Annotated in this window: 24 protein-coding genes; 15 read left to right on the forward strand and 9 right to left on the reverse strand. The window is 40.4% G+C overall.

Annotation, left to right across the window (positions count from 1 at the left end):
- Positions 1-17: 17 nt before the first annotated feature.
- The 3 genes from CYG50_RS12520 to CYG50_RS12530 are packed head-to-tail and all read left to right on the forward strand — an operon-like array spanning position 18 to position 2885.
- Positions 18-1223 carry an aminotransferase class V-fold PLP-dependent enzyme gene (locus CYG50_RS12520; RefSeq protein WP_102137467.1) on the forward strand — a complete coding sequence of 402 codons (1206 nt, stop codon included), beginning with the start codon at positions 18-20 and terminating at the stop codon, positions 1221-1223.
- Positions 1216-1941, forward strand: coding sequence for a dipeptidase PepE (pepE, locus tag CYG50_RS12525; protein WP_102137466.1), 726 nt, complete (start codon positions 1216-1218; stop codon positions 1939-1941). Before CYG50_RS12520 ends, pepE begins: the two co-directional genes overlap by 8 nt.
- The gene (locus tag CYG50_RS12530; RefSeq protein WP_102137465.1) at positions 1941-2885 is read left to right on the forward strand and encodes a DUF1177 domain-containing protein; all 945 of its coding nucleotides are present in this window, start codon (positions 1941-1943) and stop codon (positions 2883-2885) included. The genes pepE and CYG50_RS12530 overlap by 1 nt, the downstream gene beginning before the upstream one ends.
- Positions 2886-2942: 57 nt before the next feature.
- Here CYG50_RS12530 and uhpC read toward each other — a convergent pair whose 3' ends face one another.
- Together uhpC and CYG50_RS12540 are read right to left on the reverse strand one after the other, a co-directional pair.
- Positions 2943-4268, reverse strand: a complete 1326-nt coding sequence (gene uhpC / locus CYG50_RS12535; protein WP_102137464.1) for an MFS transporter family glucose-6-phosphate receptor UhpC — start codon at positions 4266-4268, stop codon at positions 2943-2945.
- A gap of 184 nt (positions 4269-4452) precedes the next feature.
- Positions 4453-5082, reverse strand: coding sequence for an NAD(P)H-binding protein (locus tag CYG50_RS12540; protein WP_102137463.1), 630 nt, complete (start codon positions 5080-5082; stop codon positions 4453-4455).
- A 209-nt stretch (positions 5083-5291) separates the two neighbouring features.
- Between CYG50_RS12540 and hemP the strand changes: the two genes are divergently transcribed.
- The 8 genes from hemP to CYG50_RS12580 all read left to right on the forward strand — a co-directional run bounded on the left by hemP (position 5292) and on the right by CYG50_RS12580 (position 12619).
- Complete coding sequence (gene hemP / locus CYG50_RS23135) at positions 5292-5465, forward strand: hemin uptake protein HemP (protein WP_229597470.1); 174 nt, start codon at positions 5292-5294, stop codon at positions 5463-5465.
- A gap of 430 nt (positions 5466-5895) precedes the next feature.
- Entirely contained in the window at positions 5896-7911 is a 2016-nt protein-coding gene (locus CYG50_RS12550) for a TonB-dependent hemoglobin/transferrin/lactoferrin family receptor (protein ID WP_102137462.1), read from the forward strand.
- Positions 7912-7936: 25 nt separating this feature from the next.
- Positions 7937-8986: a hemin-degrading factor gene (locus CYG50_RS12555; RefSeq protein ID WP_102137461.1), complete on the forward strand. Its 1050-nt coding sequence runs from the start codon at positions 7937-7939 to the stop codon at positions 8984-8986.
- Between the two features lie 15 nt (positions 8987-9001).
- Positions 9002-9823 carry a heme/hemin ABC transporter substrate-binding protein gene (locus CYG50_RS12560; RefSeq protein WP_102137460.1) on the forward strand — a complete coding sequence of 274 codons (822 nt, stop codon included), beginning with the start codon at positions 9002-9004 and terminating at the stop codon, positions 9821-9823.
- Positions 9820-10821 (forward strand): FecCD family ABC transporter permease, encoded by a 1002-nt coding sequence (locus CYG50_RS12565; RefSeq protein WP_102137459.1) that lies wholly within the window; start codon positions 9820-9822, stop codon positions 10819-10821. The genes CYG50_RS12560 and CYG50_RS12565 overlap by 4 nt, the downstream gene beginning before the upstream one ends.
- 2 nt (positions 10822-10823) lie before the next feature.
- A complete protein-coding gene (locus tag CYG50_RS12570; protein WP_232368237.1) occupies positions 10824-11612 on the forward strand; it encodes a heme ABC transporter ATP-binding protein in 789 nt (262 codons plus the stop codon).
- 302 nt (positions 11613-11914) lie between these two features.
- Entirely contained in the window at positions 11915-12127 is a 213-nt protein-coding gene (locus CYG50_RS12575) for a HEAT repeat domain-containing protein (RefSeq protein WP_102137457.1), read from the forward strand.
- Between the two features lie 273 nt (positions 12128-12400).
- Positions 12401-12619 (forward strand): HEAT repeat domain-containing protein, encoded by a 219-nt coding sequence (locus CYG50_RS12580; RefSeq protein ID WP_102137456.1) that lies wholly within the window; start codon positions 12401-12403, stop codon positions 12617-12619.
- Positions 12620-12692: 73 nt separating this feature from the next.
- Here the strand turns inward: CYG50_RS12580 and fghA are convergent, their stop codons facing one another.
- The 5 genes from fghA to CYG50_RS12605 all read right to left on the reverse strand — a co-directional run bounded on the left by fghA (position 12693) and on the right by CYG50_RS12605 (position 16538).
- Positions 12693-13529 carry an S-formylglutathione hydrolase gene (gene fghA / locus CYG50_RS12585; protein WP_102137455.1) on the reverse strand — a complete coding sequence of 279 codons (837 nt, stop codon included), beginning with the start codon at positions 13527-13529 and terminating at the stop codon, positions 12693-12695.
- A gap of 10 nt (positions 13530-13539) precedes the next feature.
- The gene (locus CYG50_RS12590) at positions 13540-14652 is read right to left on the reverse strand and encodes an S-(hydroxymethyl)glutathione dehydrogenase/class III alcohol dehydrogenase (RefSeq protein ID WP_102137454.1); all 1113 of its coding nucleotides are present in this window, start codon (positions 14650-14652) and stop codon (positions 13540-13542) included.
- 15 nt (positions 14653-14667) lie between these two features.
- Positions 14668-14940, reverse strand: a complete 273-nt coding sequence (gene frmR / locus CYG50_RS12595) for a formaldehyde-responsive transcriptional repressor FrmR (protein WP_004261729.1) — start codon at positions 14938-14940, stop codon at positions 14668-14670.
- Between the two features lie 168 nt (positions 14941-15108).
- Positions 15109-16026, reverse strand: coding sequence for a bestrophin family protein (locus CYG50_RS12600; protein ID WP_102137453.1), 918 nt, complete (start codon positions 16024-16026; stop codon positions 15109-15111).
- Between the two features lie 185 nt (positions 16027-16211).
- Positions 16212-16538: a DUF1090 family protein gene (locus CYG50_RS12605; protein ID WP_102137452.1), complete on the reverse strand. Its 327-nt coding sequence runs from the start codon at positions 16536-16538 to the stop codon at positions 16212-16214.
- A 556-nt stretch (positions 16539-17094) separates the two neighbouring features.
- Here CYG50_RS12605 and CYG50_RS12610 point away from each other — a divergent pair.
- Together CYG50_RS12610 and CYG50_RS12615 are read left to right on the forward strand one after the other, a co-directional pair.
- Positions 17095-18192, forward strand: a complete 1098-nt coding sequence (locus tag CYG50_RS12610) for a fatty acid desaturase family protein (RefSeq protein WP_102137451.1) — start codon at positions 17095-17097, stop codon at positions 18190-18192.
- 371 nt (positions 18193-18563) lie between these two features.
- The gene (locus CYG50_RS12615; protein ID WP_102137450.1) at positions 18564-19508 is read left to right on the forward strand and encodes an ATP-grasp fold amidoligase family protein; all 945 of its coding nucleotides are present in this window, start codon (positions 18564-18566) and stop codon (positions 19506-19508) included.
- Positions 19509-19576: 68 nt separating this feature from the next.
- On the opposite strand, the gene CYG50_RS12620 is transcribed toward CYG50_RS12615, so the two are convergent.
- The gene (locus tag CYG50_RS12620; RefSeq protein ID WP_102137449.1) at positions 19577-20719 is read right to left on the reverse strand and encodes an MFS transporter; all 1143 of its coding nucleotides are present in this window, start codon (positions 20717-20719) and stop codon (positions 19577-19579) included.
- A gap of 590 nt (positions 20720-21309) precedes the next feature.
- Complete coding sequence (prpR, locus tag CYG50_RS12625) at positions 21310-22899, reverse strand: propionate catabolism operon regulatory protein PrpR (RefSeq protein WP_375373105.1); 1590 nt, start codon at positions 22897-22899, stop codon at positions 21310-21312.
- A 241-nt stretch (positions 22900-23140) separates the two neighbouring features.
- Here prpR and prpB point away from each other — a divergent pair, with 241 nt between their 5' ends.
- Both prpB and prpC read left to right on the forward strand, forming a co-directional pair.
- Positions 23141-24028 carry a methylisocitrate lyase gene (gene prpB / locus CYG50_RS12630; protein WP_102137448.1) on the forward strand — a complete coding sequence of 296 codons (888 nt, stop codon included), beginning with the start codon at positions 23141-23143 and terminating at the stop codon, positions 24026-24028.
- Between the two features lie 61 nt (positions 24029-24089).
- A complete protein-coding gene (gene prpC / locus CYG50_RS12635) occupies positions 24090-25253 on the forward strand; it encodes a bifunctional 2-methylcitrate synthase/citrate synthase (protein ID WP_102137447.1) in 1164 nt (387 codons plus the stop codon).
- Positions 25254-25256: the final 3 nt, after the last annotated feature.

Consider the following 25256-nt stretch of genomic DNA (forward strand, 5'->3'; position numbering starts at 1 on the left):
TTTTATAGGAAATAATAATGACGAATATCTGGTCGCAAGTGCAAAAAGACACGCTAGTTTCACAACATTACGCTTATTTTGATACGGGAGCCGCGGCACCACCACCAAAACCAGTAATAGACGCAGTAAAGCGCTATCTTGATAAAACCGCAGAGCAAGGGATTTATTTACCGAGCTTCCGCAAGCAAACTTATGAGCAAGTTGAAATTTGTCGAAAAAAGTTGGCCGCATTTATCGGAGCAAAGCCCAGTGAAATTGCATTTACCAAAAATGGTACAGAATCTATCAGTTTGATTGCTAGAGGTGTTTCTTGGAAAGCTGGCGATGAAGTGATAATCCCTGATACTGAGATGCTCAGCAATATTGCAATTTGGCAACTGTTAGCGCATGAAAAAGGAATAAAAATTATTAAGGTGAGTGCGGATAGCTATGGTGTCCTTTCACCTGAATCTATCGAGCAAGCGATAACCTCTAAGACAAAGCTCATCAGTTTCGTTGCGCTATCTAACATAACTGGGGTAATTCAACCTGTGCAGGCTATTTGTGAGATAGCCAGAAAGCATGGTGTACTTAGCCATATTAGTGCTTCACAAGCCATTGGAATGTATAACGTTAATGTTCAAAAATGGCAATGTGACTTTATGTCATCATGTGGCCGAAAAGGGTTGAGAGCTATAGAAGGCAGTGGCATTCTCTTTGTTCGTGAACCACTGGTCCCATCATTATCCCCCACACTGGTCGGTTGGTGGAATAGCTCAATTGACCCACAAACAGGGAACATTATTCTGCCTCAAACGGCAAAACGTTTTGAAGCGGGTTGCCCAAATATTCCGGCTATTATTAGTTTAGATTCGGCTTTAGACTATGCAGTAAATATCGGTATTGAGCAAATTGAGGAACGTAACCAAACACTTACTCAATATGCAATGCAGCAATTATCTCAACTTTTTGGTGTCGAAATTTATGGCCCTAATAATAGCCACCAGAGAATAGGAATAATTCCATTTAATATTAACGGAATTCCCTCTGACTTATTAATGCAAAAATTAGAAGCTAAAAATATCATTATTGAATCAGGTCACTTTATGGCAACCGCGATATTAGAGTTCTATCAAATAGAAAAAATGGCTCGCTTATCACTTCATTATTTTAATAGTGAAAAAGAGATTGATTTATTAATTAACTCAATAAAAGAAATCAAAAAGGAATATAGCAATGACTAATGCGTTATTAATGAGCAGCTCACGTATGGGGAATATGAATTATTTACAACATGCGGACGAACAAATCCATCGTTTATTACAACACAAAAAACAAAGTATTTTATTTATTCCTTATGCTGCAGTTACATTCAGTTTTGATGATTTTGAAGCGATTGTGAAACCAGTATTTAATGCTTTAGGTTATGAGTTAACATCAATTCATCACTTTAGCGACCCTGTTGCGGCAGTTAAACAAGCACAAGCGATTGCTATTGGTGGCGGAAATACCTTTGCTTTATTAAAACGCCTATATGATGCAAACATAGTAGAGCTGATTTCACAACGAGTTAAATACGAAAGCATTCCCTATATGGGATGGAGTGCAGGCAGTAATGTTGCAACACCGAGTATTCGCACCACCAATGATATGCCAATTATCCAACCCCCTACATTTAATGCACTGAATATTTGCCCATTTCAAATTAATCCGCATTTTATTTCTGGTAAACCGATTGGCCATAATGGAGAAAGCCGTGAAGAGCGGTTAAATGAGTTTTTAACGATTAACCCCATGGAAGAGTTGATCGCACTGTATGAAGGTACTGCATTATTTATTGAAAACGACCATGGCACCATTTTAGGTGAGCAAAATGCCTTATGGTTACGGGGACCTAATAAGATTGAAGAAATTGCTACCAACAAGCCATTCAAATTAAATATGATTAAAGGAGTGCAATAATGTCTTTGAATTACCTAAGCCAAGTTTATGACTTATTAGACACCCCTGATGTTGATGGCGAAAAAATGGCAGCGCTACTTCATTCTGTTGGCTCAAGTGATGCCATCATCACTGTTATTTCTATTCCTTATGAATCCCCAGAGGATACGAGTAAGTTATGCCATTTTATAAAAGTATTGATCCCAGGCTCTGAGGGCAAACACCGTGGAGGCGCTTACCCGACTTTAGGCATTATCGGTCGTTTAGGTGCACAGCAGGCACAGCCGAGTCGTATTGGGATAGTTTCTGATGCAGATGGGTCAATTGTCGCTTTTGCCAGCGCGATGAAGTTGTTGGATATGGCAGCAAAGGGGCAAACCCTCAAAGGGGACGTAATAATTAGCTCTCATATCGCCACGCATGTTTCGATTACGCCTCATGACCCTGTCGATTTTATGGGAATGCCAGTTTCATCCAATACCATGAACCAATATGAAGTCGATAAACAGATGGATGCTATTTTATCCATCGATACATCAAAGGGAAACAGCATCATTAAGCAGCGAGGAATTGCTATTTCTCCCACGGCTAAGCAAGGCTATATTTTACGCGTCGCACCTGATTTAGTACGCTTACTGGAGTATGCAACAGGAGATATGGCAAAGACGTTTCCTATCACCACACAAGACATTTCTCCTTATGATAACGGTGTTTATCACTTTAATTCTATAATGCAACCGCATATTGCAACACAGGCACCTGTTGTTGGCCTTGCCATTACGGCTAAATCGATTGTTCCCGGCAGTGAAACAGGCGCAAGTTATGAAAGCGAGTTAATCGATGCCATGCGGTTTACTGTAGAAGTCGCTAAGCAATTTTGCTGGGATAAAATTCGATTTTATCAGCAAGATGAATATGAGAGGCTTTATGATTTATACGGTTCATTAGCGCAGATTCAGGGGTAACCTTCGAAAGTAAAAAGCCCACATTTGTGGGCTCTGTCATTCATAAATCACGCTGTACTAGCCTTCTACACTGACTTTTTTCTTCGTCATTATCATTGCAATAATTAACATTAAAATTAAGAAAATGGATAAGACTAATAGCAAGGAATAGAAGCCATTCCATTGGTATTTTTCAATGACGATTGACAATGGATACCCCGCGATTGATGCCCCTATATACGCAAACAAGCTAACAAACCCTGTTGATGCTCCTGCGGCATTTTTATGCGAGTTTTCAGCGGCTGCCATCGCAATCAAGAATTGAGGACCAAAAATGAAGAACCCTGTCATAAAGAATAAGAAAGAAAATACATATTCGTTATCAACAGGAACAATCCATAAACAGAATGACGTGATAATAATTCCGAGCGCATAAATAACATTCATTTGCGCACGGTTTCCTTTAAAGATTAAATCGGAGCCCCATCCTGCAACAATTGCACCAAAGAAACCGCCAATTTCAAACATCATGACGACAGCATTGGCCGACAATAAATTAAAACCGTGCTCTTCAATTAAATACAGGTTTGCCCAGTCATTTATCCCTGTTCTGACGATGTAAATCACTGCATATGATATAGCAAGAACCCATAACACTTTATTTTTAAAGATATATTCGTTCAATATTTTGCCTAAAGGTAAACCCGCCCCTTTGGCTTCATATTTTAATTCTTCAAGGTCATTTCGCCATTCACCAACCGTCGGCAAGCCCATTGTCCGAGGCCTATCACGTAATAAAATACATAATCCAATACCAATCACAATGGCAATAATTCCCGGTATGATCATCCCATAGCGCCAACCAAGGGCTAATGCGACACCGCCCGATAGAATTGGAATTATCGCGCCACCAATATTATGTGATGTATTCCAAATGGCCCACCAGAGCCCACGTTCATTACGTGAATACCATGTATTAAGTATTTTTGCACAAGGCGGCCAACCCCAACCTTGGAAAAATGCATTTACCATCCACAACACGATAAACATACTGATTGAGGAGGTTAGCCCGAACAGGATGTTTACAACCCCTGTCGCTATCAAGCCAATCCCCATAAAATAACGTGGATTTGAACGGTCACCAATGATGCCAGAAAGGAATTTAGATGCCCCATAAGTCAGGTAAAATGCGGTTCCAACCATCCCTATATCGGCCTTTGTAATACCTAAATCAGTTAGCATTTCAGGCATAACAAAATTGAAGCTTTTGCGTGTGAAATAAAAAACGGCATAGCCAATATAACTGACAATCATTAAGTGTAATCGCCAGTATTTATATTTAGCGTCGATTTCAGATTTCGACATTATTACTGGTATATCTGGTTGTTCTTTAAATATTGACATATTCAACCCCGGCTAAAAGTACAAGCAGGCAAAAATATGACAATAATTTAGTGGCAACAATAAGTAAAAACACCTAATTGTTACATTTTTATTACAGTTTTATTACAAAACGTTACCTTCATCAAAAAATGAATATTTTTATCTATTCCCTATAACACTCAAAAGAAAAATGAACTACCCAGTGTTATATAAGCTGTTTAGATGAAATAACATGAACCCCTTTAGTGGGGCTCACTGCGGATTCAAATAATGCCTTCGCAATATGTGTTGCAGGGCTAACTTGGCAACTGGCAGGCAATACAGATGATAGAAAAGAAATAATTCGTATCACAACAACTTCCCCCAAACGCGTATGTTCACGCTCACCACCAATCACATTCGGCCGAACCAAAGTTAAAGAATCAAAACCCAGTGACATTAAATCTTGTTCAAGCTGCCCTTTGACTCGGCTATAGAAAAATGGTGACTTCGCATTTGCCCCCAACGCAGAAGTCAATACAAATGTTGGGCAACGCCATTTTTTGGCCAGCTGCGCACAGGTTAAAGGATAGGTGTAGTCTACTTGGCGAAATGCCGCCTTCGAGCCCGCCGCTTTGAGGGTTGAGCCCAGCGCACAAATCACAGCATCGACTTCCCATAATGCAGCCTCGTCAGGCAAATGATTAAAATCAACAATAGGTGCTTGTAATTTCTCATGTTCTGCTAATGCATGTCGTGTTGGCGCTATCACCTGAGTCACACGAGAGTCTGCCAGAGCCAATGATAAAACATGGCTGCCCACAAGGCCTGTCGCACCTAAAAGTAATATTTTCATTTTATTCACCCATGCAATGAATGGAGAAATTCAATTATAGCCTTGTCAGTGGGGTTCCACTAGATTAATGCTGTTTTTTCGTACTAACTTAGTTTTTTGTGGCTCTTTTGTTGTTTGATTGTGAAAATTGCTTGATATTAGCAATCATTCTAAAGATAATCATTCTCAATATCATTTCGATTATCAACAAACTTAGTATGGTAAATAATATGACAGCCCCAGTTGCAGAAAATACCGTCGAAACGGCAAAACACACCGTAAAAACTGACGTGATAGAAAGCCAACAATTATTGGGCCCTGCCGGTAAGGTCTCAATTCAACATAATGGCGAGCTTTATCAATTGAGACAAACACGTACCGGTAAATTGATCTTAACTAAGTAAGCCATACCCAAAGTAAGTCGCACCAAAACTTAATTCGCAAGCCACCTAGAGCAGTTATCCAGGCAGCCAGCTTAATCTAAACATAGGAAAAGGTTTCTTATGGAGTTTAAACTGACGTCTGTATTCCACATTTGTACCGCTAAATATCGAATTAGCAAGGATAGCCACTCGATACTTTACTATCGCACAGCGGTCGCTTTCATGTGCAAAACCCTAAATAGTCCTGCTGAACACAAACCAGTAGTCTGCTATTACCTCAGCTTTATACTTTCATTATGTGTTTACTCCTCTTGCTATGTTCAGACACTACTTACATGCAATTTTTCCTGTGTCATACCGAATTCAGGTCCTCCAGACCAACGCATCGTCATCAATTAATACGAATTCACTCTGCTTAATACAGATAAAAACTATATGGAGTATCACAATTATGTCCCCTGTTTTGCGAATGTCAGTCCTGACCAGCGCCATCTTAGGCGTGATAGCAAGTGCTCAAGCACAAACGACAGAGCCAACACCCAAAAAAAACCATCATGATGTGATGACCGTTTATGCGACAGGTAGCGAACGAGACAGTTTTGAAGCCCCGATGATGGTTACTGTGATTAAAAACGATTCACCTGAAACGCAAACGGCCAATACGGTCAATGATATTTTACGCAAAGTACCAGGGATTGGTGTCACGGGAACCAGTCGAACGAATGGGCAAGATATCTATATGCGCGGCTTCGATCGTAAAGGGATTTTGACCCTTGTGGACGGTGTACGCCAAGGCACAGATACAGGCCATGTCAACGGCACGTTTATTGACCCGGCTCTGATTAAGCAAGTTGAAATCATCCGTGGCCCTTCTGCTCTGCTCTATGGCAGTGGTGCTATGGGAGGTGTGATTGCTTGGGAAACTGTTGATGCCAAAGACTTGTTGCGTGAAGGCCAAGACCACGGTTTCCGTGTCTTTACCGAAGCTGCTACCGGCGATCATAGCTTCGGTTTCGGCGGTACCGCATTTGGTCGTAGTGATAACCTTGATGGGTTATTCAGCTTTGTGACAAAAGAAACCGGTAATGTCCGCATGAGTAATGGCGATGACATGAAAAACAAAGAAACCATCGGTAACCTGCTCGCGAAAGGTACATGGCAAATCGATGATGCACAAAAATTATCAGGCCAAATGCGCTACTATAACAACGATGCCTATGAGCCGAAAAACCCACAACAAATCACCAGTGCCAGTAAAAACTTAAAAGTGAACCGCACCACCCGCCAACGTGATGCGCAAGCTACTTACAACTTAAAACCGTCTTCGCAAGATTGGCTTAACCTGACAGTAACGCCCTATTATTCTGAGGTCAATATTACGGCTAAAGGCCAAGGCACTCCTTACGAGGGCCGGACACAGAAAACTTATGGGATGAAGGTTGATAACAAAACCAATTTCTATGATTTCCCTCTCGCTGCCCACAACTTAACGTATGGCAGTGAAGCTTATCAGCAAAAACAGACCCCTTATGCCAACACAACCCAATTCCCCGATGCGGACATCACCTTTGCATCCGGCTTTTTACAAGATGAAATTAGCCTAAAAGATTTACCTGTTTCCTTTATTGTCGGTACGCGCTATGACCATTATAAAGCCACATCGGATGGCAATGAAGATGTGAAAAAAGGTAAATGGTCATCTAAAGGTGCCGTTAGCATTACACCAACAGAGTGGTCAATGCTATTTGCGTCATATTCAGAAGCCTTCCGAGCCCCTTCTATGATGGAAATGTATAACGACGAGGTCCATTTCCAAATGGGGCCAATCGTTAATAGATGGAAGCCAAACCCTAATCTGAAACCTGAATCAACCCGTACTGCAGAATATGGTTTTGGTCTGCGTTTCGATGACTTATTGACGGATCGCGATAACCTGCAATTTAAAGCCAGTTATTTTGATACCAAAGCCAAAGACTATATCAATACTTACGTGACAACACCTGATTTTAGAAATCCTAAAAATAACTACACCACATCAATCAATACTAAACGCGCCAAAATTTGGGGATGGGATGCCTCGATGGATTATAAAACAGACTATTTCAACTGGAGTTTGGCTTATAACCATACTGAAGGAAAAGATGAATCTAATGGAAAATCAATAACATCAATTAAACCTGATTCTGTCACCAGTAATCTGGCCGTGCCTATCTCAGACAGCGGTTTTTCCGTGGGCTGGTTAGGGGAATTTACGCGCCATACTGAATTCAATAAAGCCTCTAAAGCAGAACAACAAGCGGGCTATGCCGTGCATGACTTCTACGTCAGCTACCAAGGTGACGGGCAACTCAAAGGGTTAGGAACCAGTGTCGTGTTAGGCAATGCTTTTGATAAAGAATATTACTCATCACAAGGCATTCCTCAAGATGGACGTAATGCCAAGCTGCTTGTCAGCTTCCAATGGTAATTCACACAATATTAAGGAGATAAACGTGAATTCAGCACTTTACGAGCGTTACCAACAAGCAAAAACAGATAACAAAGCCAAATACGCTCGCGATCTCGCCGCTTATTTAAATGTATCTGAAGCTCAGCTGCTGCATAGTCGTGTTGGCCACGACAAAGCGGTTCGTTTAAACGTCGATGCCCCCACTTTATTGACAGAATTAGCCACTGTTGGAAAAGTGAAAGCGATTACCCGTAACGAGTACGTGGTTCATGAGCAAGTTGGCCGTTATGACAATGCGACATTTAGCCCCCATGGCGGTTTGATTTTAAACCCTCGTGCCCTTGATTTACGGATGTTTTTCAGCCATTGGGACGCTATCTTTGCTTTGACAGAAGACAGCAAGCACGGTGAACGTCATAGTGTCCAATTCTTTGATAAACAAGGTGATGCACTACATAAAGTTTACACCACCGATGAAACGGACATGGCGGCATGGCAAGCACTGATTGAAAAATACGCTACGCCAGACAATGCCGAGTTAACCCACGAACCTGCGGCTGCATTTACTAATCAGCCCGTCAGCGAAGAACTGAAACAACAGTTAGAGCAAGAGTGGCGCAACATGACGGACGTTCACCAGTTCTTTGTTCTGCTCAAGAAAAACAACCTCAGCCGCCAGCAAGTTTTCGCTGCGGTTAGCGATGATTTAGCGTGGAAAGTGCCTAATGATTCCTTCAATCAGCTGATTAACACGGCGTTCAAAGATCAAAATGAAATTATGATTTTTGTGGGCAACCGCGGATGTGTGCAAATTTTTACTGGTGAAATCAAAAAAATCATGCCATATCAAAGTGAAGGTTCAGACTTAAAGTGGCTAAATATTTTCAACCCTGATTTCACCTTGCACATGATTGAAAATGGGATTGCCGAATGCTGGGTTACACGTAAACCAACACAAGATGGCCATGTAACTAGCCTTGAAGTCTTCGATAACCAAGGAAATCAAATCGCACAAATGTATGGGCAGCGTACGGAAGGGACTCCAGAGCAAGAGCAATGGCGCCAACAAGTCACCGCATTACCCCGCATTTAAAATAGGTAACTTATTATGAAACAATGGCTTCTAATCTTATCAACGCTGTTTATCTCTTTTGGTTCTTATGCAGCAGAACGTATCGTCACCTTAGGGGGTGATGTGACGGAAATTGTGTATGAACTCGGAGCACAGGAACAGCTCGTCGCCCGTGACAGCACCAGCCTTCACCCAGAGCAAGCCACCAAGCTCCCTGATGTAGGCTATATGCGTATGCTTAACGCAGAAGGCGTGCTGTCAATGCGCCCGACTTTAGTACTTGCGAGTGAGTTAGCCAAACCCTCAATGGCTCTCTCGCAAATCGAAAAAAGTGGCGTAAAAATTATTAAGGTGACAGGGAAACCCAGTTTAGAAGCCATTCCAGAAAAAATTACCACCATCGCTAACGTGGTCGGTAAAACAGAGCAAGGAAAGCAATTAGTTAATCAATTTAACCAACAGCTCAGCCAAGTAAATACAACTCCTATCGATAAAAAAGTCCTGTTCATTATGAGCCACGGTGGTGTTATGCCTTTAGCGGCAGGACGGCACACAGCGGCAGACAGCGTGATTAACGCAGTCGGTGCAAAAAATGCCATGAGCAGCTTCGACAGCTATCGTCCTCTATCCCAAGAAGGTTTGCTATCAAGCCAACCCGATTTAATCATTTTCACCAAAGAAGGGGTTAAATCATTAGGAGGAATAGAAAAAGTGTGGAAATTACAAGGAATGTCAATGACCCCCGCGGGGAAAAATAAAGCGCTTCTGGTTGTTGATGATGTCGGCATGCTCACCTTCAGTTTAGGTACGCCTGAAGTCATGAAACAACTACGTGAGGCATTAGAAAAATCCCAATGAGTCGCTTTAAAAACCCATTTTTGGTGATTATCGTTTTATTGTTCGCACTTGGTGGTTTAGTTCTCATCGCGTCGAATGCAGGCGCAATGAACTTTTCATTAAAAGCACTGTGGCAGGCATCTGCCACAGACTCGGATTGGCAGATATGGCTGAATATCCGCCTTCCTCGTGTGTTAATTGCCATTTTAGTCGGCCTTGCTTTGGCGGTGTCTGGTGCCATTATGCAAGGGTTATTTCGTAATCCTCTCGCAGATCCGAGCTTACTCGGTATCAGCAGCGGTGCAGCCCTATCCGTTGCTGCATTTATTGTTTTCTCGGTTTCATTACCTACCGTGATGCAAGGGTATGGCCATGTTGCTGCCGCTTTTATTGGTAGCCTAGCCGTTTCTTTTATTATTTTTAGCTTAAATCGCTCATCAAATGGCAACCTCGCAAAGTTACTTCTCGCAGGCATCGCTATCAATGCACTGTGCATGTCATTCATTGGCGTTCTTAGCTATATCAGCAATGACCAACAACTAAGAACATTCAGCTTATGGATGATGGGCACACTCGGTAATGTTGACTGGACGTCATTGACCATTGCAGCTTCCGTGATTCTGCCTATTTGTGCTATCTGTCTAATGCAGGGCGCTAAACTCAATATTCTGCAATTAGGTGATGAAGATGCACATTACCTTGGGCTTAATGTTGAACGAACCAAATTTATTTTATTATTCCTCAGTGCCATGTTAGTCGGTTGTGCTGTTGCTATGAGCGGCGTTATTGGTTTTGTTGGCCTCGTGGTTCCGCACCTCATTCGCATGACGCTCGGGCCTGATCATCGTTGGCTCATTCCAGGTTCAGCTATCGTCGGTGCGGGGTTATTACTCATTGCCGATACTGTCGCGAGGACTGCGGTTGCACCTGCTGAAATTCCTGTTGGTTTACTGACAGGTTTGATTGGTGGCCCCTACTTCTTATGGCTTATTTTACGCCAGCCTGCAGGGAGGATCTAAATATGCAAACAAAACCGTTCTTGTTAGAAGCCCAAAATTTATCGTATAAAATCAGTGAAAAAACGCTTATAGATAATGTGAGTTTATCTATTGAGCAAGGGGAATTCGTGGTGATTATTGGTCCCAATGGCGCAGGGAAATCCAGCCTATTAAAATTGCTAACAGGCTATAACACCCCAACTCATGGCGCATGTTTTATTGAGGGCCGAGCGATGGTTGACTGGGACCATAATGCATTAGCGCGAAAACGTGCCGTCATGAAACAACATAGTCACTTACAATTTGCTTTTACTGTTGAAGATGTCGTTGCGATGGGGAGAACCCCCTACGGCTCAGAGCACAAACACACCGCCATCGATGAAGCCTTATCACAAACCAGTTGCCAATCACTACGGCAGCGAGACTACCGCCAACTTTCAGGGGGGGAACAGCAACGCGTTCAATTGGCTCGAGTATTAGCGCAATTATGGCAACCCACAGCTCAACCCGCTTGTTTGTTTCTCGATGAACCCACTTCAGCGCTTGATTTATATCACCAACAACATAGCTTACGGCTACTACATCAACTTACACGTCAACGACCGTTAGGCGTTTGCTGTGTATTACATGACCTTAATCTAACCGCATTATATGCAGATAAAGTGTTATTAATTCATGATGGGAAGTTGGTCGCCCAAGGTTCCCCTACCGATGTTTTAACGACTGAAAACTTAACACGTTGGTACCAAGCTGACCTCGGTGTAACTCAACATCCTGAAAATAACACGCCTCACATTTATTTGCGTCACTAACTTAGGCTTAATAAGCACTTTATTTAACCCATTTTAAAGGTAAGGTGCTTTGTTATTTAGATCTTATTAAAAAATCATCAAGTCATATCTATTTTAATATTTAACTAATAGATTTAATAATCTTAATTTTTATATCAATAACCTTTACTCCCTTAGTGCACTTCAGTTAATAAAATAGTTATTAGCCTAAAAATGAGTAAAATCTATATAATCTATTAATAAAACCTTAAACTTCAAAAATAAATCTCAAGTACTTTCACTTAGAATACCTTGGCATCGTGTAGGTATTTCAAAGGGTTTACATGGAAAATAACATTATTGAAACATTAATTGAGTTAACACATCGTGGAAATGATGATGTTAAAATTGCAGCTATTTCAGCCTTAGGTGATTATAAAGTCACCGTTGAACAACAAAATGCAATCAATCGCTTACTTGAACTCTGTAAAGACCCTAATAGAGATGTTGCAGTGTCTGCAATAAAAGCATTAAGTAAACTCTCTGAACATTTTTAATCTAAAATCAATATCTTTCATTAATACTTTTTAAAACCAAAAGCTTTTAATTGAATCTCACCACCTCTCTAGTAGCTAACGGATGAATAGATAGTGATATTTCCACTTGTTCATCCGTTAGCTCCCCTCCATATTAACCAACACTCATATTAGTTGTGTTTTTTGATATTAATAAACCATTTCTTTTAGTAGCATTCCCAACATTGAGATTAGTATTTGAAAAAAATGAGTTTTAATTAGCTTATTTATTAATACCCATAAGTAGGATAATAAATGGATAGCAAAGTCATCAATACATTACTTGATTTAACAAAAAGAAAAAATGATGATGTGAAAATAGCCGCCATATCCGCTTTAGGTGATTGTAATATACGGCTAAAACAACATAGTACGATTAATCGGCTGCTTGAATTATGTAATGACCCAAATAAAGATGTCGCAATCAGTGCCATTAAAGCAATAAGCAAGCTCTCATACGGGGGCTTCGAATAGTGATTTAGTCTTATTATGGTAAAATTATAGAAATAGTTAGGTGAAACCAATTATTGGTCCCACCTAGTTATATTTAGCGATTATCGTTTAAATAGCGAGCATGAAATGCAATATGCTCACCAATAAAGCTACTAATAAAGTAGTAGCTGTGATCATAGCCATCACGAAGATTCAATCGATATTCAAATTGCTTTTTGTCACAAACACCAGCAAATAACTCAGGTTTTAATTGCTCTTGATAAAAAGGATCCGCAGTGCCTACATCCACTAAAATAGGTGGGATAGACTCAGATTTTTCAATCAGTTCAACTGTATCATATTGGGACCAACTACCCGTATCTTCCCCCAAATAAGCCGTAAAGGCTTTTCGTCCCCAAGGAACTTGGGTTGGCGCAACAATCGGAGAAAATGCAGATAAACTACAATATCGACCTGGGTTACGTAAGCCAATCATTAAAGCCCCATGCCCTCCCATTGAATGGCCAAAAATAGAGCGTTTATCCGTTACAGGCAAATGCGTTTCAACTAAAGCGGGTAACTCAGATACGATATAATCATACATTTTGTAATGATTGCGCCATGGCGCTTGCTGAGCATTCACATAAAAACCTGCACCTTGCCCTAAATCATATGCCTCGTCATCAGCGACCTCAGCACCACGAGGGCTGGTATCTGGTGCAATTAAGATCACGCCATATTCTGCCGCAAATTGTTGGGCTCCCGCCTTAGTGATAAAGTTTTGTTCATTACAGGTTAACCCTGATAACCAATAAATCACTGGGCAAGGCGCTGTTTTCGCTTGTGGCGGTAGGTAGACGGCAAACTTCATTTCACAGCCGAGTACGGTGGATTGATGTTGATAAACATCCTGCCAGCCCCCAAAGCACGCATGGCGTTCAATTCTCTCCATCAAAGACTCCTTAATCATAGTGAATAACGGTGCGGATTGATTTACCTTCATGCATTAAATCAAATGCGTCATTAATACTCTCTAATGGCAATGTGTGCGTCACAAATGGAGACAGCTCAATATCGCCCTTCATAGCATCTTCAACCATTTTTGGTAATTGACTACGGCCTTTCACACCACCAAATGCCGTGCCACGCCATGATCGCCCTGTTACTAATTGGAATGGGCGAGTTGAGATTTCTTGCCCAGCCCCTGCGACACCAATAATAATTGATTGGCCCCATCCTCGATGTGCACTTTCAAGTGCTGCACGCATAACATTAACATTACCAATACATTCAAAGGTATGATCAACTCCCCACTGGGTTTTCTCAATCAACACTTGTTGAATCGGCTTATCAAAGTCATTAGGATCCAAACATTCTGTCGCACCAAATTGACGCGCTAATTCAAACTTAGACGGGTTAGTATCAATGGCAATAATACGGCCAGCTTTTGCTTGTCTTGCCCCTTGAATAACTGCGAGGCCTATCCCACCTAGCCCAAAAACAGCAACAGAGTCGCCTTCTTGTACTTTAGCCGTATTATGTACAGCACCAATACCCGTGGTCACACCACAACCTAACAAGCACACTTCTTCATGATTAGCTTGAGGGTTAATTTTCGCCAAAGAAACTTCAGCAACCACCGTATATTCGCTGAATGTTGAACAGCCCATATAATGGTAAACCGGCTGCCCATTATAAGAAAAACGGGTTGTCCCATCTGGCATCACACCTTTACCTTGTGTTTCCCTAACAGAGACACATAAGTTTGTTTTACCTGATTCACAAAAAACACATTTTCCACACTCTGCCGTATAAAGAGGAATGACATGGTCACCCACGCTAACGCTGGTAACACCTTCCCCGACTTCCACAACAACACCTGCACCTTCATGTCCTAATACCACAGGAAATAAGCCTTCAGGATCATCACCTGACAATGTAAAAGCGTCAGTATGGCAAACACCTGTATGGCTAATCTTAACTAACACTTCCCCGGCTTTTGGTGGCATGACATCAATTTCGACAATTTTTAATGGCTCACCAGGGCCAAATGCGACTGCTGCACGTGATTTCATCGTTATTCCTTCTTTTTACCGCAAATATGTTCGAATTAATGAGATAGCGTCGTCTACAGAGTCTTTTTGCAACTGTGTTGTCGCAGACTCCTGAAGCCCTTCTCGTAAATGACTCTCTAATACCCCAGCCATCAAGCCATTAACTGCACCGCGAATAGCAGCAATTTGTTGTAAAATGGCTGCACATTCAACTTCATCTTCCAAGGCCGACTCCAAGGCAAGCAATTGCCCTTTCAACTTTCTGACCCGTGTAAGGACTGCTTTTTTTTCTTTTGGGGAATGTGGCATATTTAAGCCCCTTTGATATACATAGGGGGAGTATAGTATTAGTCAGATTATCTGTACAGAATTCCTTATTTTTATGACCAAAAAAGACAAAATAATACCCAGTGGAAAAGTGAAACAGTAAAACACCAATATCGAGCTTTACTGTCTCCAATTAGGAATAGATCAACGCTACAACAAGTTGAAGTATTTATCTGGCTGGTACTGAGGGGGAAGTGGTTTAATATCTAACATATCCAATGCATTACGTTCAATACTATTACAAATGGCATTAAGCGGTAAATCATTTGCAGCAATCCCAAAAGGATCCTCAAGTTCCTCCGCTAATGCATCCCACGCTAAGAAGGTATAAGAAATAAAAACAGACACAAATGGCGTCATAAAATGCAAGTCAACGACCAATGCAAAAGGAAGTAATGAACAAAATAAGTAGACTGTTCGCTGCAAAATGAGTGTATAAGCAAATGGGATCGGTGTATTCGAAATCCGCTCACAGCCACCAAGTACCTCCGATAGCGCATTAATATCTTTATTAATGGCTTGAAAGAGCACATCACTGATGACTTTTTTATCGCGTAATTCCCCCACCTTTAGGCCAATCTGCAATAATATTCGGCTAGTGGGAAACGGACTTTGGATAACTTCATCAAAAATAGCTCGGGGTAGCAACCTATACAAATCAATGACTGGGCTGGTTTTTCTTAATTCATGTTTAAGGCTCCAACCAAAAGCGATCAATAAATTAGCAAATTCCTTTTGAGCTGATGGGTCATTGGGTAATAATCCTTTAATATTTCTTAGAATATTTCTTTGGTTGATCAATAACGAAGCCCAAAGCGTCCTAGCCTCAATCAAGCGGCTATAACATGCGTTATTACGAAAACCTAGGAATATTGCGATAGCAATCCCTAGCAAACTAAAAGGGGCTATCGTTAAGTGTATACCTAATCGTTCGTACCATTGAAAACTGAGTACAGCCACGATGGATATCATTATATTTAGAGAAAGCCGAAATGTTATTTTTGACAGTACAGAACCATGCCAGTCAAATAACCGAAAAAACCAGTGTTGATGAGGGCGAATAACCATAAGAAGACATATTGTGTTAAGAAAACGACATTAACTTATTATTTCATTGATTAATTCAATACGCTAGCGCCAAACAAAAATTAAAGTGAAAGTTACTCTAATTATAACAAGCTGCAATAGTGCTAAATTCATCCAACACGGTTTTATTCTATAAATAATATTGGGTTTTAATATTACCTATTACATTATTTTTTAGCGGCTTTTAAGCGTTCGATTTCATCTTGTAACGCCTCTATCTGCTGCTCTAAATGATCAGTTTCAGTAAAACTATATCGATGATTTAGTTTAGTTGGGCCTGTCGCTCCAGAATAATGGTCATAGCAGTTATTTTGTACATTTGAAATCGCACGCTCTAATCCTGCAACCCTATTTCGATTCCCATGCATTTTGGCATATTTTAGTTGTTTTTCTAGTTGATAGATTTTTTTATCACAACCATAGTATTTATAACTTGCTTGAGCGGATACTGGAATAATCAGTGTTGATAAAATTATTAACAGTATTTTTTTCATATTACATTCCTAATTCAAGAAATAATTTACCAGTAACTATTTCATCACTTTGACACATTATTAATATAGGTAAGCTCCTAATTTAGCTTAAGCAAGATAAATATAACGAGCAATTCAAGTAAACCAACTAAAAATGATAACCGCAATTTATTATTAACATAGGAAAGCAAATGAAATCATTTTTTCACATGATTTATTACAGACAGACATATTTTTCCCTGATACTTTACAGCTAAAGGATTTCTCTACAAGGATGTAGCCCGTTTTTTGTATTTCAATAGATTGATAATACATGTTTTACTGAGTCGCCCATAAAAAAACATATCAGTTTAATTAATCCATAACTCACATTTTACCGTTTATACGGCTGGAATTATTCATTTATATTTATTTCCATCAAAAACACTTATTTAAATTGTCGGAATTTATTACTTTCGATGAAATCTGATTCAGAATAGGTCGAAACGTTCTTCCCCTGTCATATTTATTTTGCGATGATTAACTTAGTATGGATATACTCTTTGATTAAAAGAAGATCACATCAAATGAGAGTCGCATGCATCACACTGAATTCGAACTCACGTTCTCAAATGCTAACGAACAACAATTTCATATCGCATTAAAACAAGCAAGTCAGGAATATCTGCAAGCTAAACAAGATCACGTGTATGCCAGCCTAGCTGACCTTACTATAATTGGAGTCTTATTTATTGTTGCCCTTCTGAGTTATCTTCCAACACTCATGACAACATCTACCTCAATTTACATATTGTCCTATTTTGTATTTGTTTTACTTATCATGTTATTAAATGTAATTGGCCAGCACGATGCCTGCCACAATACCCTATTTAAATCAGGCTGGAAAAATCGGTTATTTGGCCGTTTGGTGACATTGCCATTAGGCTTAGAACCGGAGTTTTGGCGTACACGTCACGTTCATTATCACCATCACTACGCCAACATCGAACATTACGATTTAGACACTGAAGAAAATGGTATATTCCGCCAAACGCCATTTCAACGGTGGCGGCCTTTTATGAAATATCAGCATATTTATTGGCCTTTCATTGCATCGTTGTCACTCACATGGATAGCTCTCGTATTTGATTGGTCCGATAGGACTGGGAAAACACGCTTAAAGACGCAGAAAGTACTCGAGGGTAAACTGGGCTGGGGGCTATTTTTAGGCAGCAAAATATGCCATTTAATACTGATGCTCGGCCTCCCGTTGTTCGTAGCTCACAGCCATGGGATCAGCTTAGCAACAATATTTATCACTTACTTATTGAGCCAAATGGTCGCATCCATTTTTGTAATTTATTTATTACTAGGCACACATTGGGCAGAGACACAGTTTTTCACTGCGCCTGAAGATAAACAAATTCAGCATGGCTGGTACCACCATAATTTTGTCACGGCTTGTGACTGGCTACCTACCCCCCACTATTTATGGCGTTTAACAGGGGGATTAAACTACCACCTTACACATCATATTTTTCCTCATTGGCATCATCGTCACTACCCTGCTTTAGCTCAAATTTTAGCTAAGCTGGCGCAACAATATGATATGCCATACCGCTGTATTGATTACAAACAACTCGTTGCGGCTCAAATACGATTCCTAAAAAAAATGGGGCAACCGCCATTACAGTAAGAATATTAGTCATTTTGAAAATAATAACCTTCTCAATTATTATCTCTGAGCCCACGGGTTTAGAGATAATATCTAAATAAACCCTTAAGGTTTATCTTCCTTACCTTTGTTACACTTTAAATAGCAATTTCCACATTATTAATGTCGAATAATTAAAACAATCGATTGAATTATTGATATAAAAGCAGACAGATTCCCGGCTATTATTAACAAAATGGCTGTTATTTATCTTTTGTTTACTATTTATTGATTAAGAGATTATTAAATTGGTCGTTACATTTATTGATGCTTTATTTAAGTTATAAAAAATATAATCAAATAAAAATTAGATTTCATTTACACACTACAATATTAGAATGGTTGGTGCTCGCATGAAAAAAGCAGAGTATTTTATAAAAAAATTACGTACACTCATTATGAGTGATAATATCTATCTCTCTAATAAATTCACTAAAAAACTCAATTATCGCCCTGACTTTAAAGCACCAAAAAGCTTTAATGAGAAGGTCAACTTTAGAATGCTACGAGATAAAAATCCATTATATTCACAATTTGCGGATAAACTCACCGTTAGAGAATATATTTCCCGAACAATAGGAAATGAATATTTAGTTCCTATTATAGCTACTTATAAAAATGTCGATGAAATTGATATAAATAAACTGCCAGAGCGTTTTGTTTTAAAATGCAATCATGATAGTGGCAGTAGCATTATTTGTCGCAATAAAGCGCAATTTGATTGGCCAAAAGCTAAAAGCAAATTGGATTTTCACTTAACTAAAAATCTTTACTATATTACTCGAGAGCGCCATTATAAAACGATTCCCGCACAGATTATGTGTGAAGAATATATTGATTTATTCGCTAATAAAAACCGAAAGTTAGTGCCTGAAACATGCAGGATCCACTGCTTCTCTGGCAAGCCTGTCTATGCAGAGATTGACTACTCCGATGAATTTGGCAATGAATTTATTAATATTTACGATACCAACTGGCAATTGCAACCCGTGACTTTTGGTTATCCAAACATGATGGAACCCGTATCTGAGCCACCATTATTCAAAGAAATGTTACGGTTAGCAGAAATACTCGTCACACCCTTTGATTATTGCCGAGCTGACTTTTTGATGTCTGATGAAAATACGTTGTATTTCAGTGAACTCACTTTCGCCCCAAATGCAGGCAGAACAGAAATATCACCCCTGTCATGGGATTTCAAATTGGGAGAACTTTGGGAACAACGTATTGTACGTAACACAAGGCATTTACCCATCGAAGCACAACTTGCACCTTCAGCTGCAAGTAAAAAGAAATAATTAAAACGTAAAAAAGGCTCTGAGATAACTCACAGAGCCTTTTATTAATCAGTTTTATGTCGACAAAATTAATTTGCTAACACACTGGCTTTGCGGCGTAAGCTAGCAATTAACATATAAATTGCAGTCACTAACAGCACAATAAAGAAGAAATTCACTAACCCATTATATTGGCCTAAGAACGTCCCCGCAGCGATAGGTCCCATCGCTGAACCAATACTGTAACTAAACAGCATCACTTGGGTTGCAGCAACAATATAGGAGGAGTCTAAGCCATCACACGCTAACGTTATCGCTACAGGGTATAAGGCAAAAGTTGACATACCGAGTAACGCTAAAGCGACAATCATCACCAAGTAGTCACTCGAAATATAAATAACCCCCATAGCAAAAACACCTAATAATGAAACCATGGCAAGCAATAAGGTTTTACTCATTAAAATAGATAATTTGCTAACAACTGGCTGTATTAACATCCCACCAAGAATAATTGAAGCCATCAACACCCCCACTTGGTCGGTGGTGAACTGGTCTTTTTTCAATGATAACGGCATTAACCCATAGATAGTCCCCATGGTAATACCAGAAACCATACAACCAATAATTGCAGGTTTACTTAAACGAGCAATTTTCTTCAATGACAATTTTTGATGTGAACCACTATCTGGCTGGCCTTGACGTACCAATAACGGTGGCATTACCGCTAATAATAATAGCCCTAGTACCACCATAAACGGATAGGCACCATGGGTTCCAATGACACCAATAGCAAGCTGCCCAAGCGTTGTTCCGCCATACAATGACGTCATATAAAAACTTAAACGCTTAGCGCGCTCTTTCGGGTTATCACCAATCAATAACCAAGATTCGACAACCACAAAAATACCCGCTACTGCTACCCCCGCAATTAAGCGGTTCGGTAACCAAGATTCAATGGTCGGTGCCCATGGCAGTACGATAACTGTCGCGGCAAGCATCAATAAGAAACCTATAAATGCAAGGCGATGGCCTATTTTGGCAATAACTGGTTCAATTAACATTGAGCCAATTAATAGACCAATATAATACGCGCTCGCTAACCAGCCCGCATATTGCGTATCAATACCAAAGCTTCCCATCGATAATGGGATTAAGCTCATTAAATAACCCGATGCAATAGCAAAAATCGTTAACCCTGCAACAGGAACGAATGCATTGTCGCGTTTGCGCATGATAGTAGTGGACTGATTCACGCCCCACTCTCCAACTAACAAAATAAATAATATGCGCTGCAACTACATCGTAGAATACGACAACATTGTGTTCCTAATTAAAGAACACATTTCGGCGATTAGTGCAGTAGTAAAAAAACAAAGATAAGACTAATTTGAGCGCAATATAGAACGTTCAATCATGAAGTTAAAATGAGAAAATCTAATGGTGACTAACAAAATAATTTATGTGAGAAAAATCACGTTTTTTATGTCAGCGAATCCAGATCAAAAATGGCAGAAAAAAGAAGATAATCACTTAAAAAACAGCCAATTATAAAAACCGCAAATAAAGCCACCTCTGTTACTTTTAGATACAACTTAAACTAAATATAAAATACCTAAAAAGTGCTTAATCACAAAAAAAACTATTTATTGTTTTCTCCTGCTGCATAAGCTGATCGATGAAGCAAATTCACCTTGCTCAATTTACTAAAACAATTTATTTCACTTTTTAATTAAAATAGAGAAATAAATTTTCTAATAATAAAAATTAAGCCCATTTTGATTGGTCGCCAATAAGCGGATCTCCCAGACATTTCAAAGGATGATTAGGAATGTGAAGAAAGTCGCCGCCAAAGGGTTGTCCTGCTAATACCTAAATACTGAGCTACAGCTTTGCGGTCACCATTAAACCTAGCCATCACGTCAGTGAGTGATTCCTTACTTTTATCAATAACAACCTCATGACTAGTTGCTTCCCATTTGCGCTCAGGAGACAAACTCGCTAACATTTCCTCACTGATGGCTTTTTCGGAGTATGCGCTACAATAGAGAGCCACCCGCTCCATTAAATTTCGCAGCTCACGAACATTTCCTGGCCACGCGTAATTGAGAAAATAGTCACGACAACTTAACAGCTGTTGCACGCGAAAAGCAGGGAGTGGCAAGACCAATCCAGCAAAGGCTAACTTAAGTAGCCGCTCCGCTAATACTAAAATATCATCACCACGTTCATTGAGCGCAGGCACGCGCATTCTCAGCACCCCGAGCCGATAAAATAGATCGGCTCGAAAATGCCCTTCTTTCACCCAACGGTCTAAATCACAGTGGGTCGCACAAATGACTCGAACATTCACTTGTAGCGGTTTATACCCACCGACTCGTACTACAGAGCGTTCTTCGAGAACCCGCAACAACTTTGTTTGCAATGCGATAGGCATTTCACCAATTTCATCTAAAAACAGAGTTCCCCCACTCGCCAATTCAAATAGTCCTGCTCGGCCACCGCGACGAGAGCCAGTAAAGGCGCCTTCTTCATAACCAAATAATTCTGCTTCTAATAATGTTTCAGGTATCGCACCACAGTTAACAGCGACAAAAGGCATTTGCTGTTTACTACGCTTATGTTGATTAAATAAGGTATATTCGTGATGAATAGCTTGCGCCACCATCTCCTTTCCTGTTCCACTCGCGCCTTGAACCAATACTGTTGCATCAGAACGTGCATACAACATAATAGTTTGCCTAACACGCTCCATCGATAATGACGAACCAATCAGGTCGTTTATCGTATAACGAACTTTTGCGGGGTTAGGGGGAAGGTATTTACCTTGCGAATGGTTTTCACGCCTCGACATTCGGCTTAATTCGATAGCATCTGAAAATGCTTGCTGTATGGTTTCTGTGGAATAGACAAAAACCCCAGTCATCCCCATTTCATCCGCCAAGTCCATGATTAACCCAGCCCCCACGACAACAGAAATCCCCATAGCTTTTAGTGCTTTAAGCTGAGACCTTGCATCTTCTGCCGTGACATAACTCCGCTGCTCGATTTGTAAACCAAAGCGCTGCTGAAATTCATCTAATGAAGACAACGTTTTTTTATAATTGATGATCCCGACTTTATCGCTAATCTCTCGGGCTTTAGCCAATGCTTGCATAACATCGAAGCCACTGATTTTCACGATAATAACAGGGACTGAAACATGGCTTTTTAAATAAGCCCCATTTGAACCCGCACTGATAATGGCGTCACAGTGTCCATCCTTTAGTCGTTGACGAACAGCCTCTACCGCCTGTTCAAAACCAAGATTGAGCGGCGTGATTTCCGCTTGCTCACTAAATTCAGGGCTGATATCTCGAAACAATGTAAATAACCGGGACACTGAAACCGTCCAAATAATGGGTTTTTCCACCATCACCCTACCTTCTCAATACGTTTCAAATTTGTTTCATTTAACAATATATGGTTTCAATGAAACATGCCAACCGATTATTTTAAATTTGTTTTTCTTATCACAAATCGAGAAAATCATCACGCCATTGATTTTAAACACTTTTTACCTGTACGTAATTTAACTCAAGGTTGGCACGTCAATTGCTATATGACTATAGTTATCTCAATTTAATTACAATTAATTAACACCACATGAGGCTATTATGTCGTCATTTAGTGCAGGTCAAAAGTTTCGCGAGGCTATCACCCAAGAATCTCCACTACAGCTTGTTGGGGCCATCAATGCCAACCACGCACTCCTTGCTAAACAAGCTGGCTATAAAGCTATTTATTTATCTGGAGGTGGCGTTGCTGCTGGGTCACTGGGCATGCCGGACTTAGGTATTTCAACGTTAGATGATGTTTTAATTGATATTCGACGCATTACTGACGTATGTGACTTACCACTAATGGTTGATGCTGATATTGGCTTTGGCCCTTCTGCTTTTAATGTCGCACGCACGGTAAAATCATTTTACAAGGCGGGCGCAGCCGGGTTACATATTGAAGACCAAGTAGGCGCAAAACGCTGTGGCCATCGCCCTAATAAAGAGATTGTATCGACGCAAGAGATGGTCGACCGCATCAAAGCAGCCGTTGATGCACGAACTGATGACAGTTTTGTCATTATGGCTCGAACCGATGCATTAGCGGTCGAAGGCCTCGATGCCGCGCTGGAACGTGCACAAGCCTACATAGAAGCCGGTGCGGATATGCTTTTTCCAGAGGCAATCACTGAACTTTCTATGTATCAACAGTTTACGAGTAATACTTCCGCTCCCGTACTGGCCAATTTAACCGAATTTGGCCAAACCCCTTTATTTACCCTTGATGAATTACGCAATGTGGGTATTGCCATTGCGCTATATCCACTGTCTGCGTTTCGAGCCATGAATAGAGCAGCTGAACAGGTTTATACAACGTTACGTAAAGAAGGCTCGCAAAAAAGTGTCATTCCACTAATGCAGACTCGAGAAGAACTGTATCAAAGTATTCATTATTACGATTATGAACAAAAACTGGATGCACTATTTTCCCAAAAGAAATCATAATTTTTAAACACTTATCATTACTCAAAGTTGCATCTCTTCTGTCCCCTACAAGGAATAAATGATGAATGAACAACTTAGTCGTACTGAAGCACCTCAATTTAAACCTAAAAAATCAGTTGCACTTTCTGGTGTAGCAGCTGCAAACACAGCGCTTTGTACCGTTGGACGTAATGGTAATGACCTGCATTATCGCGGGTTTGACATTCACGACTTAGCCACACAATGTGAATTTGAAGAAATCGCACATTTGCTCATCCATGACAGGCTCCCTACGGCAACTGAGCTCGTTGCATACAAAGAAAAACTACAATCCTTTCGAGGGTTACCCGCAAGTGTCAAACAAACCTTAGAATCAATACCGGCGAACGCACACCCGATGGACGTCATGCGTACAGGCGTATCAATGATGGGATGTGTGTTACCCGAAAAAGAATCACACCCTTTTTCTGGCGCTAGAGATATCGCTGACCGCTTGTTAGCGTCACTGGGTTCGATGTTGTTGTATTGGTACCACTTTAGCCACCATGGACGACGCATTGAAACCCAAACGGATGATGATTCGATTGGCGCGCATTTTTTGCATCTATTACACGGTAAAAAGCCCCCTACTCAATGGGAAAAATTCATGCATATTGCGGCAATTTTATACGCAGAACATGAATTTAACGCATCCACATTCGCAGCTAGGGTTATTGCGGGAACAGGCACAGATTTTTACTCTGCAATGACAGGGGCAATTGCCGCCCTGCGTGGCCCAAAACACGGTGGTGCAAATGAAGTTTCATTAGAAATTCAGCAACGTTATGCATCAATGGACGAAGCGGAACAAGATATTATCGCCCGGGTTAAAAAGAGTGAGGTTATCATTGGCTTTGGCCACCCAGTTTATACCCTCGCAGACCCTCGTCATCCCATAATCAAATCTGTCGCCTTACAGTTATCAGAACAAAATCTAAATCGACATCTTTATACCGTTGCAGATCGCATTGAATCTGTCATGAAACGTGAAAAAAATATGTTTCCAAACTTAGATTGGTTTTCTGCTGTGGCTTATCACCTTATGGGCATTCCCACCGCTATGTTTACTCCATTATTTGTTATGGCCCGTACCGCTGGCTGGTCAGCACATATTATTGAACAACGACAAGATAATAAAATTATTCGCCCTTCAGCCAACTATGTTGGGCCTGAAAACCAATTATTTATTCCTATAGAACAGCGTTAAAAG

The organism is Providencia huaxiensis, assembly GCF_002843235.3.
GTDB lineage: Bacteria > Pseudomonadota > Gammaproteobacteria > Enterobacterales > Enterobacteriaceae > Providencia > Providencia huaxiensis.

Coding starts and splice junctions, on each gene's coding strand:
- CYG50_RS12520 (WP_102137467.1), top strand. CDS start 18: ATGACGAATATCTGGTCGCAAGTGCAAAAAGACACGCTAGTTTCACAA.
- pepE (WP_102137466.1), top strand. CDS start 1,216: ATGACTAATGCGTTATTAATGAGCAGCTCACGTATGGGGAATATGAAT.
- CYG50_RS12530 (WP_102137465.1), top strand. CDS start 1,941: ATGTCTTTGAATTACCTAAGCCAAGTTTATGACTTATTAGACACCCCT.
- uhpC (WP_102137464.1), bottom strand. CDS start 4,268: ATGTCAATATTTAAAGAACAACCAGATATACCAGTAATAATGTCGAAA.
- CYG50_RS12540 (WP_102137463.1), bottom strand. CDS start 5,082: ATGAAAATATTACTTTTAGGTGCGACAGGCCTTGTGGGCAGCCATGTT.
- hemP (WP_229597470.1), top strand. CDS start 5,292: ATGACAGCCCCAGTTGCAGAAAATACCGTCGAAACGGCAAAACACACC.
- CYG50_RS12550 (WP_102137462.1), top strand. CDS start 5,896: ATGTCCCCTGTTTTGCGAATGTCAGTCCTGACCAGCGCCATCTTAGGC.
- CYG50_RS12560 (WP_102137460.1), top strand. CDS start 9,002: ATGAAACAATGGCTTCTAATCTTATCAACGCTGTTTATCTCTTTTGGT.
- CYG50_RS12565 (WP_102137459.1), top strand. CDS start 9,820: ATGAGTCGCTTTAAAAACCCATTTTTGGTGATTATCGTTTTATTGTTC.
- CYG50_RS12570 (WP_232368237.1), top strand. CDS start 10,824: ATGCAAACAAAACCGTTCTTGTTAGAAGCCCAAAATTTATCGTATAAA.
- CYG50_RS12575 (WP_102137457.1), top strand. CDS start 11,915: ATGGAAAATAACATTATTGAAACATTAATTGAGTTAACACATCGTGGA.
- CYG50_RS12580 (WP_102137456.1), top strand. CDS start 12,401: ATGGATAGCAAAGTCATCAATACATTACTTGATTTAACAAAAAGAAAA.
- fghA (WP_102137455.1), bottom strand. CDS start 13,529: ATGGAGAGAATTGAACGCCATGCGTGCTTTGGGGGCTGGCAGGATGTT.
- CYG50_RS12590 (WP_102137454.1), bottom strand. CDS start 14,652: ATGAAATCACGTGCAGCAGTCGCATTTGGCCCTGGTGAGCCATTAAAA.
- frmR (WP_004261729.1), bottom strand. CDS start 14,940: ATGCCACATTCCCCAAAAGAAAAAAAAGCAGTCCTTACACGGGTCAGA.
- CYG50_RS12600 (WP_102137453.1), bottom strand. CDS start 16,026: ATGGTTATTCGCCCTCATCAACACTGGTTTTTTCGGTTATTTGACTGG.
- CYG50_RS12605 (WP_102137452.1), bottom strand. CDS start 16,538: ATGAAAAAAATACTGTTAATAATTTTATCAACACTGATTATTCCAGTA.
- CYG50_RS12610 (WP_102137451.1), top strand. CDS start 17,095: ATGCATCACACTGAATTCGAACTCACGTTCTCAAATGCTAACGAACAA.
- CYG50_RS12615 (WP_102137450.1), top strand. CDS start 18,564: ATGAAAAAAGCAGAGTATTTTATAAAAAAATTACGTACACTCATTATG.
- CYG50_RS12620 (WP_102137449.1), bottom strand. CDS start 20,719: ATGCGCAAACGCGACAATGCATTCGTTCCTGTTGCAGGGTTAACGATT.
- prpR (WP_375373105.1), bottom strand. CDS start 22,899: ATGGTGGAAAAACCCATTATTTGGACGGTTTCAGTGTCCCGGTTATTT.
- prpB (WP_102137448.1), top strand. CDS start 23,141: ATGTCGTCATTTAGTGCAGGTCAAAAGTTTCGCGAGGCTATCACCCAA.
- prpC (WP_102137447.1), top strand. CDS start 24,090: ATGAATGAACAACTTAGTCGTACTGAAGCACCTCAATTTAAACCTAAA.